Origin of the sequence: Streptomyces sp. NPDC048442, assembly GCF_040651475.1 — a bacterium.
Classification (GTDB): Bacteria; Actinomycetota; Actinomycetes; order Streptomycetales; family Streptomycetaceae; genus Streptomyces.
In genome coordinates this window covers 107,003-118,541 of record NZ_JBEZKB010000021.1, presented here as the reverse complement: position 1 = coordinate 118,541, position 11,539 = coordinate 107,003, and the positions used below count along the sequence as shown (strand labels likewise).

The window sequence follows — 11,539 nt, the reverse complement described above, 5'->3', positions numbered from 1 at the left end:
ACCAGAACGAGGGATTCACATGTCCACCGCAGTGAGCACGCAGGCCGCCACACCCTCGGTCCAGGACCGCAACAAGGAACTGGCCCTCTCCATGGTCGCCGCCTGGAACCGCTGGGAGCTCCAGGGCATCATCAAGCACTGGGCCCCGGACATCCGGCACTTCTCCGAGGACCGCCAGGTCGACTCGGCGCAGATGGTCGCCGCGATGGAGGGCGGCCTGGCCGCATTCCCCGATCTGCACCTGGTGGCCAAGAGCGTCGTCGCCGAGGGCGACCGGGTCATCCTGCGGATCACCGTGACGGGCTCCCAGCTGGGCGAGTTCATGGGCAAGGCCCCCAGCGGCCGGTCGGTGACCTGGTACATGCTCGAAGAGCTGCGGTTCAACGACGAGGGGAAGGTCATCGAGCACTACGACGTGTTCAACTACCTGCCCATGCTGAAGGACCTCGGCTTCGTCGCCGCGGACGTGCTCTGAGCCACCGGCGTGCGCCGGGCGGCCGGCGCACGTGAAAGGGCCCCCGGAGGAATCTCTCCCCGGGGGCCCTTCCGCGTACGGGCGGCGGCCACGGCTCAGGCAAGGTCGTCCCGGGTGACCGTACGGGCGAGGACCCGCAGCGTGCCGTCGTCGCCGCGCACCAGCCGGTCCTCGCAGACGCACACCCGGTGCACCGCGGAGTCGCCGCCGATGTGCGAGACGTAGACGATGGCGTACGAGCGCACGTCCACGGCGCCGTCGTCGAGGGGGCGTACGTCGAACATGCCGATGAAGTGCCGGTGCCGCTGGCCTGCGGCGGCGAGTTCGGCGTGCGAGCGGCTGGTCGCGGCGACCAGCCCCGGGCGCCCCCGCACGGGCTCGGGGAGCGTCGGCACGGCGAAGGTCGCGTCCTCGGTGAACGTCTGTGCCCAGCGCTCCGACTCCCCCAGGTCGAGAAGCTGCATCTGGTGCGCGTAGAACTGCTGCACCTCGGCGTGCAGGGACGCGTTCCAGGCGGCCGGGGCGGCGGCGGGGGGCGCGAGGTCGGGCGTGGTCGTCATGGCGACTCCGTTCGTGGGTTGCGCCCATGCTGTGCCGGGCGGATCGCAGGCACGTGGAGGATCCCTCAAGCCGATCCCTCAGGCCGCTCCCTCAAGCCGATCCCTCCGGCCCATCCCCTCAGGCCGGTCCCTCAGGCCGGTCCCTCAGGCGGGCACGACTGCGGGCGTCTCCGGGACCCGGTCCGCGAGCGGGGTGAGCGTCCCCACCGGGGCGAGGGCGGCGGACAGTGCGGCCCGGGTCAGCGTGGCGCCCCGGGCGGCGACATGGCCGTCCGGGCGTACCAGCAGCCAGCCGCCCGGTGTCAGACCGAGCTCGGTGCGCAGCCGGCCGCCCCGGTCGGTGAGCGGGGCGGGCCCGTCGGTGCCCGTCCCGCCGACGGTGCGTACCGACAGCCACGGGGCGTACTGGAGGGCCGCCGTACCGGCGACGTCCGCCGGGGCGTCGTCCGGCTGCCTGCCCCCTGCGGCCAGCAGCAACGTCCAGCGGGGGTCGCGGAGTTCGGCGTGCAGCGCGGCGCAGCCGGGGTCGCCCGGGTCGTGCACCCGGGCCCGGGTGAGCCGTTCGCCGGGTGCCGGTCCGGCGGACGTGCCCGGGGCGCCGGTGGTCAGGGAGGAGGTGGCGTAGCCGATGCGCAGCCCGGACATGCCGCCCAGCACCTTGCGCTGCACCGCCCGCCGCAGCGGGCGCACCGTGCGTACGGCGGTGAGGACGAGGGGCAGCGCCCGGGAGGCGAACGCCTGCTTCAGCTGGACGAGGAAGGTGGCGGTACGGGTGGAGTGGAGCAGCGTCCTGCCCAGCGGCACCCGCTCCTCGCTGTAGGTGGCGAGCAGGTCCCGGTGGGCGTGGCCGTGGGCGACCATGGCCAGCTTCCAGGCCAGGTTGCAGGCCTCCTGGATGCCGGTGTTCATGCCCTGCCCGGAGGCGGGGCTGTGCACGTGGGCGGCGTCGCCCGCGACCAGCACCCGGCCCTCGTGCATCCGTTCCACCATCCGCTGCTGGAAGGTGAAGACGGACGTCCACCGGCTCGGGCCGACCTCGACGCGGTGGCCGAGTCCCGCCGACAGCTTCTCGCTCAGCAGCTCCTCGGCGCGGCGCGGGTCGCCCTCGCGCGGGGCGGGCACGGTGTCGAGGACCCGCCAGTGCCCGTCGCGCAGGAAGGGCACCATCATCAGCGCCTGACTGCCGGTGTGGGCCCAGTAGATGGTGTCGGGCGGCAGGTCGGTCTCGATGGGGGCGTCGGAGAGCATCCAGGTCTCGCTGGTCTCCCCTGCCAGTTCGAGGCCGAGCTGTGCGCGTACGGTGCTGTGGCCTCCGTCGCAGCCCACCAGCCACGGCACCTCGATCCGCTCCTCGGCCGGCCCCCCGGCCCGCTCCTCGGCGGCGTCCGGGCCGCTCAGGGTCGCCCGTACGGTGTCCGCGTCCTGGCTGAGGCCGGTCAGCCGCACCCCCCATTCGACCTCGATGCCGCGGCGGGACAGCGCCGCGCGCAGCACTGCCTCCGTCTCGGTCTGCTCAATGAGCAGGGTGAACGGGTAGGAGGTCGGCATGGTGGCGTAGTCGGCCTCCAGCCGGGCCGGCCGCCCGCCGCGCGCGTACATGGTGAAGGCGCGGTTGCGGCGGCCCCTGTTCAGCATGGCCTCGACGACGCCCATCTGGTCGTACAGCTCCAGGGTGCGCGGGTGCGCGGCCACGGCCCGGCTGGTGTGCGCGGGGCCTTCGGCGGCGTCGACGACGCGCACCGACAGCCCCCGGCGGGCCAGTTCGTGGGCGACGGTCAGACCGACGGGACCGGCGCCCGCGACGAGTACGTCAGGGCCCGTCCGCCGCGTCATGCGCCGCCTCCGGGAAGGACGTGCCGGTAGGCGGGGCGGTGGTGCGCGGGGCGGCCGGTCATGGTCTGTTCCTCTCCTGAAGGGGGGTGGGGTCCTGAGGGGGGTGGGGGACGGTCGTTCAGGCGGCGGGGTGGGATCGCAACCGCGCCCGCAGGGCGCGTCGTTCGGGCTTTCCGGCCGGGCTGCGGGGTACGGACTCCAGGGCCTCGGCCTGCCGGATGTGCTCGTGGTCGGCGAGGTGCCCGTTGGCCCGTGCGGTGATCGAGGCGAGCACGTCGGCCACGGCGCGGCCGGCTGCTCCCGGGTCGTCGCCCGAGCGGGGCCGCGGGTCCTCGCGCAGCACAATGCCGGCCCAGGCGAGGGCGCCGTGCACGTCGTCGGGCCGGTCGGCGACGATGCAGTCGGCGACCCTCGGGTCCTCGCGCAGGACGCCCTCGATCCGGCTCGGCGAGACGATTTCGTTGTCGTACGAGAAGAGGTCGTCGACCCGGTCGACCAGGCACAGCTCTCCCTCCTCGTCGAGGTGGCCGACGTCTCCGGTGGAGAACCAGCCGTCCGCGTCGATCCGTTGCGGCCGCCGGTCGCCGAGGTAGCCCGCCATCAGCTGCGGCCCCCTCACCTGCACTTCCCCGGTGGCGCCCGGCCCGACCGGAAGGCGGGAGGCGAGGTCCACCAGGCGGCACTGGGTGCCGGGCAGTGCCTCGCCGACCGTGCCCGGCCGGTGCCGTCCCGGCCGCTGGCAGTGGGTGAGCGGGGAGAGCTCGGTCATGCCGTAGCCCTGGACGACGGGAACGCCCAGCCGTTCGCGCAGCAGGTGCGCCGCCTGCGGCCGCAGTGCGGAGCCGCCGGAGAGCACGGCCGTCAGCCGGGTGCCGCCGGGCGCGGGGCCCGCGGCCGCGAGCCGCGGGTCGGCGGCCAGCCGGTGCAGCCGGGCGGGCAGCCCGTAGTAGTGGGTGGCGCCCGCCCCGGCGGCCGCGGCGAGCGACGCGAACGGGTCGGGGTCCTGGCACAGCACCTGGCAAGCCCCTGCGTACATCGCGGAGTTGAGGTGCATGACGTGGAAGAAGGGCAGGTGGTTGAGGGTGACGGAGGTGCAGTCCAGGCGGTGCGCGACGGCGGTCTGCTTCGCGTTGGCGACCAGGTTGCGGTGGGTGAGCAGGACGCCCTTCGGGGGGCCCGTGGTGCCGGTGGTGAACTGGACGGCCGCGATCGACGCCGGGTCGGCCGGGTGCCCCTCGGGGGCCTGCGGGGCTGATTCCAGGGCGAGTTCCAGGGGTACGGTTCCATCCCGCACCGGCCCGTGCGGCCCGTCGGTGACCACGACCGTGCGCAGCCGGGGCAGTGCGTCGCGCATCGCGGTCAGCACCTTGGCGGTGGTGGCGGGCACGAACGCCACCTCGACCTCCGCGGTGGCCAGGACGTGCCGCAGGCCCTCCTCCGCGGCCATCGGATGGACCAGGACCGCGGTGGCGCCGCTGCGGACCGTGCCGTAGTAGAGGGCGGCGAAGTCCGGGCCGAGGGCGGGGACGACGCCCGTACGCACCCCGCGCCGCCCCTCGTTCTCCTGCTCCAGCCAGGCGGCGACCCGGTCGGCCCGTGCGTCGAGGGCGGCGAAGTCCACCGCGGTGTCCTCGGTGCGCAGGGCGATGCCTTCGCAGTCGCGGACGGCGGCCTCGCGGAGCAAGGCGTCCAGCGGAAGGTCCGGCACGGTGAAGTGGGGCATGGCTCGTGCTCCTCCGGTCGGTCGGTGCGCTGCTGCAGGCGACCGTTCACACGGTCCGCCGGGCCCCTTGAGAAACCGTTGAGAAGGGGTCGAACCGCGCTGCCGCCGGGGCGGATGCCCGGCGGATTAAAATGACCTTGAGTTCCCAGACCCGGAGGTATGCATGACCGCTTTCGACGCCGGCACCGAGTTCGACCGCCAGGTCCAGACCCTTGTCGACCTGGGCTACCCGGGCCTCGCCGGGCTCTCGGAGAGCGCCTTCCGCGACCTGGCCGCGCCCCTGCGCGCACCCGTGGTGGCACGGGCGGAGCACATGGCGGAGCCGGAGGAGGGCCGGGTGCCCTTCGTCCTGGTGGTGCCACGGGCCGTCGTCTCCCTGGAGGACGCAGTTCCGCTGACCACCCTGGCGAGCCCCCGGCGGACCGAACCGGGTGTCATCGAGCGGTTCTTCGCCCCCGGCGAGCTGGAGCGCTTCGTCTCGCTGGAGGAACTCGCCGTCCCCGAGAAGGAGTTGTACGCCGTCTTCGACATCGACCGCGGCGAGGAGTTCTGCGGGACGGTACCGCTGGAGGCGTTCAAGGTGATCGAGGGCCGGGGGCGCAGCGTCCTCACCATCGAGGAGGGCCTGGCCCTGCTCACCCAGTTCCCCGCGGCCCTCGCGAAGAACAAGTGCTGGTCCGTGGCCGGCAGCCGGATCGGCGACCCGCGGGTTCCCGCGTTCTGGATCAGCAAGAACGCGCCGAAGCTGGGCTGGTGCTGGGAGGGCAATCCGCACACCTGGCTGGGCGTCGCCTCGGCGGGGGCCCGCAACGTCTGACCCCCGCCTCGGCCGGCCGGGGTTGGCTCAGTACAGCAGGGGGAGCGGGAAGGCCCCGGCCATCGCGGCCATGCCCGCGTCGTTGGGGTGCAGACCGTCACCGCTGTTGTACGCGGGGAGCAGCCGGCCCGGCCGGTCGGGGTCGCGTACGGCGGCGTCGAAGTCGACGACTCCGTCGAACGCGCCGCACGTGCGGATCCACGTGTTGACGGCCCTGCGCACCGACTCGCGCTGCGGGGTGTGGTAGCCGAGGGTGTCGCCCTCGAAGGGCAGGATCGTCGCCCCGAGGATCCGCAGGCCCCTCTGGTGGGCGCGCTGGATCAACTGCCGGTGTCCTTCGATGAGTTCGGACGCCGAGACCTCCTCGGACGCGGGCGCGGCGAGGCCCGGAGCGCCCAGGTCGTTGACGCCGAGGAGCACGGTGACGGCGCGGGCCCCCGGCTGGCCCAGTACGTCCCGGTCGAACCTCTTGAGTCCGCTCTCGCCGAAGTACGCGGCGTAGGACTCGGCGGGCGAGCCCGGCACCGGGTTCGGATCCCGGAGCAGTCGGTTGCCGCCGATGCCGGCGTTCGCGACGCCGGTGCCGGCCAACCGGGCGTCCCCGCGCAGCCGTTCGGCGAGCAGGTCGGGCCAGCGGTGGTTGGCGCCGACCGCGGTCTGCGTACCGTCGGTGATGGAGTCGCCGAGCGTCACCAGTGCCGAGGTGGCCCGGCCGCTGCCGCTGTCGACGGCCACACCGGACAGGAAGTGCCATGACGTGGTGGTCGCGGTCGGTGCGAGGTCGCTCTTGCCGGTGACATCGCCCTCGGCCACGAAGTTGCGCTGGTAGGCCGACGAGTGGACGGTGTCGGCCGGGGTGCGCCGCGGCAGGTACAGGCTGATCACGAGGTCGCCGCCGGCGGTCGTGGGCAGTGCGACAGGGTCGCTCCAGCGCTGCGTGCCCGGCGGGAGCGTCGTCGACGCGCTGCCGCCGAAGCGCAGTACGCGGTCGCTGCCGGGGTCGACGGCGGTCTCGGGCCCGCCCGCCGCCGGGCGTGCGGCATGCGCCTCGCCCAGCACCAGCGGCTCCGTACCGAACTCGTTGGTGAACCGCACGCGCAGGGTGCCCCCGGCGACGGAGGTGTGCACCTTCTGCCGCAGCGTCTGGTTCTCGTACACCGTGGTGTCGGAGGCGGGCGCGGCGGTGGGCGAGGCCGCCCAGGTGCCGATCGGCGTGCTGGTCGCGGCGCGGGCGGCGGGCGCCGGGGCGAGCACGGAGACGAGGACCGCGAGGGCCGTGAGGGGCGTGCTCAGCAGTGCGGGTATGCGTCTGCGCATGAGGCGTCGTACCTTTCTCGGGTCGGTGGGTGGGACGGGTGGGACGGCCGGAACCCCGGCCGGGTTCGAGGGCCGCACCATGGGGCGCCGACCGTGGCTGTGGCGGGGCTCCGGCGGCACTCAAGAGGTTTGCCCGCGCACGGATCAGGTGTTCAACTGCCGTCACGCGCAGTTGAACAGCTGCCGTCACGCGCAGTTGAACAGCTGCCGTCGCACGCAGTGGAACAGCTGCCGTCGCACGCAGTGGCACAGCTGTCGGTCACGGCTGCTCGCTCTCCCCGACCTCGCGCGCGAACTCCGCCCACATGCCCGCGTACTTCTTCGCGAGGTCGGCCACCAGGTTCGTGCAGTGCGAGGGCACCATGTCGGCCATCAGCAGTAGTTCACGCCGCTCCACGGCGCTGCGCTGCAGCAGCCGCAGGAGCTGCCGTCCGCTCTCCTTGTGCCGCAGCGACGGGTCGCGCAGCAGCTTGTCCATCGGCGAGACGTCGGGCGGGCGGATCGGGCGGAGCGGACTGACCACGCTCACGGCGTCCTGCGGCTTCGTCGTACTCGTCGCGCCTGTCATGCCCGTCATGCCCGTCATGCCCGTCGCGCCGGTGTGCGCCGACGGCTTCTTCGGAGTGCCGCGCTCCGGTACAGGAGGCAGGCCGGAGGCGAGTCGTTTGCGGACGTCGCCGACCGTCGCCGGTGAGATGCCGACGCACCGGGCCACTTCGCGCAGCGAGGCGTGGGGGCGTTCCCTGAGCAGTTCGACGGCCTTGCGGCGGCCCTCCGCGCCGTCCAGCGGCCGGAGTCTGCCGTCCGTGCCCCTGCGGGCCTGCGGCCACGGGCCGGGTCCGGCCGAGGCGGCCCGCAGCGCCGCCACGGTCTTGGCGCCGACTCCCGCGCTGCGCGCCACCGCCCGGTCCGAGAGGTGCGGCCACTGGGCGAGGATGCGCTGCGCGGCGGCCCTGCGGTCCTCCCGGGAGAGCGGGAGGCCGTGCGCCGTGTTGGACCGGACCGCGAGGAGGAACGCCTCCTCGGCCGCGCCGTCGAAGAACCGCACCCCGATGCTCTCGTGGCCGTTCGCGGACGCGGCCATGATGCGGTGCATGCCGTCGATCACCCGCATCGTGGCCCGCTCCACGAGGATCGGCGGCAGCTCCTCGTCGAGCTCCGCGAGCCTGGCCACGTGCTCGGTGTCCTCCCCCCGCAGGCGGGGCGAATAGCCGGGAACGAGCGACGAGATCGGTACGGATTGAATTTCCTGGTCGAGGGTCCCCGCCAATGCCGCCGTGCTGGTCGCCGCCGTGCAGCTCGGGGCGTCAGAATTCTCTTGCATCGGCTCGAAGACAAGTGCACCGGAATCTGGCATGTGACTCACTCAGCTCCCCTCGGAATTCAGGCTCCTGCACGGTACACACGATCACCCTGCGCGGGCGTCGGATCGCATCCAGGTGGAATCCAGAGTTCCCTGAGAAATACTTGAGGAGCGCTCAAGAAGTACTGGAGGACGACATGCGCCCACCGATTCACAGAATGAGTTCGTGCCCGTCCGGAAGAACTTCCGCACCCGCCTTTCGCACCGTCGCACAGGCGTCGGAGAACGGGTCGAGCAGCGGGTTGGTGTTGTTGAGGTGGGTGTAGATGCGGCGCAGGCCCCGGTGGCGGGCGAGGGCGGCGAGGCTGCCGCCGGGTCCTGCCACCGGGAGATGGCCCATCAGGGGCTGTCCGGCGTCCTTTGAGCGTACGGCCGTACCCAGTTCGCCGGCGCTGAAGAAGGTGCCGTCCAGCAGGGCGCAGGTCGCCGACGCCAGCAGGTCGTCGAAGCCGTCCGGCCAGGCGGCCAGGCAGGGTGCGTAGACCAGTACTCCGCCAGTCGCCCGGTCCTCGATGCGGTAGGCGCTCACCCAGGGGGCGTCCGGGGCCGGACCACTGACGTACTTGGGGGCCTTGGCGCTGACCCGGTGCGTGGTGACGGTGAGCCCGCCGGCCAGTGCGAACCCGCCGGGGGCGGTGCTGTCCTGCCAGTCCCACGGCGCGTACCGGTCCAGCAGGCCGCGCAGCGGCAGGTCCGTGGTGAGCGCGTCGCGCACCGGGGGTGCGGCGTACACGGTCAGGTCCGCGCCGCCCCGCAGGACGGTCAGCCCCAGCGCGTGGTCGACCTCGGCGTCGGTGAGCAGCACCCCGCGTACGGGGGTGTCGCGCGGGCCGGGTCCCGGCGCGAGGGCGGGTACGGCGAGGAGCTGGGTGCGGATGTCGGGCGAGGCGTTGAGCAGCCACCAGTCGCGTCCGTTGCCGCTGACGGCGACGGACTCCTGGGTACGGGCGGGCAGTTCGCCGCTCAGGCAGCGGGCGCACAGCGCGCAGGCGCAGTTCCACTGGGGGAAGCCGCCGCCCGCCGCGGTGCCGAGCAGGATCGCCCTCACGACGCCACCCGCTGTCGCGGTACGAACGCCGGCGGGGCGCCCTCGGGGACCTCCGCCAGGGCCGCGTCGACGAGCTTGCGGTGCGGGGAGAGGCCGCAGGCCGGGTCGGTGGCCGCGGCGTCGCCGGTGAGCTGGAACGCCTGGCAGCGGCAGCCGCCGTGGTCGGTGTGGCGCTCGGGGCAGCTGCGGCACGGGTCGCGCATCCAGCCGGTGCCCCGGTAGGCGTTGAACGCCCTGGATTCGTACCAGATCTCCGACAGCGGGCGGCGCAGCACGTTCTCCACCGGGAGGGTGGTGATGACGGACGCCGCGGGGCACGGCAGCACGTCGCCCGCGGGGGTGACGGTGAGCTGGGTGTTGCCCCAGCCGTCCATGCACGGCTTGGGCCGGTCGCCGTAGTAGTCGGCCGCCACGTAGATCAGGTCGGGGCCGCCCGCGTGTTTCGTACGGGCGCGGCGCACGGCCAGATCGGCGGCGGCGAGCTGGCCGGCGGTGGGCAGCAGCGCGGTGCGGTTGCGCAGTCCCCAGCCGTAGTACTGGGTGTTGGCCAGCTCGATCCGGTCGGCGCCCAGCTCGACGGCGAGGTCCGTGATCTGCTCGACGCGGTCGATGTTCCCGCGGTGCAGTACGACGTTGACGCTGAGCGGGAGTCCGGCGGCGGTGACCGCCTCCGCGGCCCTGAGCTTGGCGGTGTGCACCCTGGCTCCGGCGATCTCGTCGCCGAGGCGGGCGTCGGCGTCCTGGAGGGAGAGCTGGACATGGTCGACGCCCCGCCCGGCCAGGTCCCTGGCGCGCTCGGGGGTCAGGCCGACGCCGCTGGTGACCAGGTTGACGTAGGCGCCGAGCTGCCGGGCGTGGCCGACGAGGTCCGGCAGGTCCGGGCGGGCCAGCGGCTCGCCCCCGGAGAAGTGCATCTGTACGACGCCCAGCTCACGGGCCTGGGTGAGGACGTCCGTCCACTGCTCGCGGGTCAGCTCCTCGGAGCGGCGGACGAGTTCGAGGGGGTTGGAGCAGTACGGGCAGTGCAGCGGGCAGCGGTGGGTCAGCTCGATCAGCATCCCCATCGGGGCGCGGACGGCCTCCTCGGCCGCCGGGACCGGGGCGCGGGCCTCGTCAGCCATCGAGGTCCACCACCCGGCGTTCGGCGAGCCGCCGGAGCAGCTCGCAGACGTCCTCGGTGCTGACGCCCTCGTACTCCTCGGCGAGCCGCCGCACGATGCGGCCGACGTCCCGGGTGCCGTCGCAGTGGGTGAGCACCGCCGCCGCGGTGTCGTTGAGGACCACGACGCGTTCGGGCAGCAGGGCCAGTTCGCCGCGGGCCGGGTCGTGGGTCAGCCGGACGCCGGCCCGCAGGCGCGGCACGGTGGGGTCGGGCAGGAGGGTCATGACCGCGGTGCTCCGTTTCCCGTGTGGTAGTCGAGCGAGTCCAGGACCGCGTTGAGCACGCTGCACTTGAAGGCCAGCGCCCGTACACAGGCTTCCTGCTGTGCACGGGTGACGGCGTGCCGTGCCACCAGGTCGAGCAGCGAACGGCCTTCGGGGCCGACCACCTCGATGCGCGCGGTGAAGTACGAGAAGCCCTCCTCCGTGATCCACGGGTGGTGCTCCCTGAGCCGGCCCAGCCGGTGGGCGAGCAGGCCCGGGGAGAACAGCTCGGTCAGTCCCGACGCGGCCGCCTCCAGCCAGGGGCGGCGGCGCGCGAAGTCCACGTAGGCGTCCACGGCGAAGCGCGTGCCCGGAAGGACGAGGCTCTCGTCGAGCACCTCGTCCCTCCGGAGCCCGACCGCTTCGGCCAGCCGCAGCCATTTCTCCGCCCCGCCCGAGGTGGCGTCCGTGCCGTCGTGGTAGACGATCCTGGAGAGCCACTGCCGCCGTACGTCAGGCACCGGGCAGTTGGCCACGATCGAGGCGTCCTTCTGCGGCAGGCACCGCTGGTAGTACCAGCGGTTGGCCGCCCACAGCCGCAGCTCGCCCTTGTCGAGCAGCCCTTCGTGCATCCGCTGGTGGAACGGGTGCCGGTCCCAGTACGACGGCTCCAGCGCGTACAGCGCCTGCTTGAAATCGGCCTCGCTCCAGGGGGCGTCGACCTCGTGCGTCAGGGGCATCGGTATGCCTGCGTCCTTCCCGGGGCGTCGTGTCAGTCGCGGGTGAAGTAGGCGGTGACTTCCATGCCGATGTCGAAGGAAACGAAATCGGGACAGTGCCAGGTCTTCTTGGCGGGGATTTCCTTTTCGGTGGTTCGCATGCCCTGCTCCTTTTCTCGGTACGGCTTCTCGGAAAGGCTCCTCCGAACGGATTCCCGGAACGGCCCTTCCGAATGAGCGAAAGTGAGACTAACGAGGCGCGGGAAGGGACGGCAATGTTCATCCTCGTGTTCAGCTCAAGGATTTGTCTTCCGGCCGG

Annotated in this window: 12 protein-coding genes; 2 read left to right on the top strand and 10 right to left on the bottom strand. The window is 72.9% G+C overall.

Annotation, left to right across the window (positions count from 1 at the left end):
- Positions 1–19: 19 nt before the first annotated feature.
- Positions 20–475: an ester cyclase gene (locus AB0D18_RS27795; protein ID WP_362424141.1), complete on the top strand. Its 456-nt coding sequence runs from the start codon at positions 20–22 to the stop codon at positions 473–475.
- A gap of 95 nt (positions 476–570) precedes the next feature.
- On the opposite strand, the gene AB0D18_RS27790 is transcribed toward AB0D18_RS27795, so the two are convergent.
- From AB0D18_RS27790 to AB0D18_RS27780, 3 genes are all read right to left on the bottom strand, one after another.
- On the bottom strand, positions 571–1,035 hold the full coding sequence (locus tag AB0D18_RS27790; protein ID WP_362424138.1) for a nuclear transport factor 2 family protein: 465 nt from the start codon (positions 1,033–1,035) through the stop codon (positions 571–573).
- A gap of 144 nt (positions 1,036–1,179) precedes the next feature.
- The gene (locus tag AB0D18_RS27785; protein WP_362424135.1) at positions 1,180–2,868 is read right to left on the bottom strand and encodes an FAD-dependent oxidoreductase; all 1,689 of its coding nucleotides are present in this window, start codon (positions 2,866–2,868) and stop codon (positions 1,180–1,182) included.
- A gap of 118 nt (positions 2,869–2,986) precedes the next feature.
- Positions 2,987–4,591: a class I adenylate-forming enzyme family protein gene (locus tag AB0D18_RS27780; RefSeq protein ID WP_362424132.1), complete on the bottom strand. Its 1,605-nt coding sequence runs from the start codon at positions 4,589–4,591 to the stop codon at positions 2,987–2,989.
- 163 nt (positions 4,592–4,754) lie between these two features.
- Here AB0D18_RS27780 and AB0D18_RS27775 point away from each other — a divergent pair, with 163 nt between their 5' ends.
- Positions 4,755–5,408: a DUF5701 family protein gene (locus AB0D18_RS27775; RefSeq protein ID WP_362424129.1), complete on the top strand. Its 654-nt coding sequence runs from the start codon at positions 4,755–4,757 to the stop codon at positions 5,406–5,408.
- Between the two features lie 27 nt (positions 5,409–5,435).
- On the opposite strand, the gene AB0D18_RS27770 is transcribed toward AB0D18_RS27775, so the two are convergent.
- The 7 genes from AB0D18_RS27770 to pqqA form a co-directional block, all read right to left on the bottom strand.
- A complete protein-coding gene (locus AB0D18_RS27770) occupies positions 5,436–6,725 on the bottom strand; it encodes an SGNH/GDSL hydrolase family protein (RefSeq protein WP_362424126.1) in 1,290 nt (429 codons plus the stop codon).
- Between the two features lie 259 nt (positions 6,726–6,984).
- Entirely contained in the window at positions 6,985–8,049 is a 1,065-nt protein-coding gene (locus AB0D18_RS27765; RefSeq protein ID WP_362424123.1) for a transcriptional regulator, read from the bottom strand.
- A gap of 190 nt (positions 8,050–8,239) precedes the next feature.
- Positions 8,240–9,136, bottom strand: a complete 897-nt coding sequence (gene pqqB, locus AB0D18_RS27760; protein WP_362424121.1) for a pyrroloquinoline quinone biosynthesis protein PqqB — start codon at positions 9,134–9,136, stop codon at positions 8,240–8,242.
- On the bottom strand, positions 9,133–10,257 hold the full coding sequence (pqqE, locus tag AB0D18_RS27755; protein WP_362424118.1) for a pyrroloquinoline quinone biosynthesis protein PqqE: 1,125 nt from the start codon (positions 10,255–10,257) through the stop codon (positions 9,133–9,135). Before pqqE ends, pqqB begins: the two co-directional genes overlap by 4 nt.
- The gene (gene pqqD, locus AB0D18_RS27750; protein WP_362424115.1) at positions 10,250–10,522 is read right to left on the bottom strand and encodes a pyrroloquinoline quinone biosynthesis peptide chaperone PqqD; all 273 of its coding nucleotides are present in this window, start codon (positions 10,520–10,522) and stop codon (positions 10,250–10,252) included. Before pqqD ends, pqqE begins: the two co-directional genes overlap by 8 nt.
- Positions 10,519–11,241 carry a pyrroloquinoline-quinone synthase PqqC gene (pqqC, locus tag AB0D18_RS27745; RefSeq protein WP_362424112.1) on the bottom strand — a complete coding sequence of 241 codons (723 nt, stop codon included), beginning with the start codon at positions 11,239–11,241 and terminating at the stop codon, positions 10,519–10,521. The genes pqqD and pqqC overlap by 4 nt, the downstream gene beginning before the upstream one ends.
- Before the next feature lie 32 nt (positions 11,242–11,273).
- Positions 11,274–11,381, bottom strand: coding sequence for a pyrroloquinoline quinone precursor peptide PqqA (gene pqqA, locus AB0D18_RS27740; RefSeq protein ID WP_362424109.1), 108 nt, complete (start codon positions 11,379–11,381; stop codon positions 11,274–11,276).
- Between the last annotated feature and the right edge of the window lie 158 nt (positions 11,382–11,539).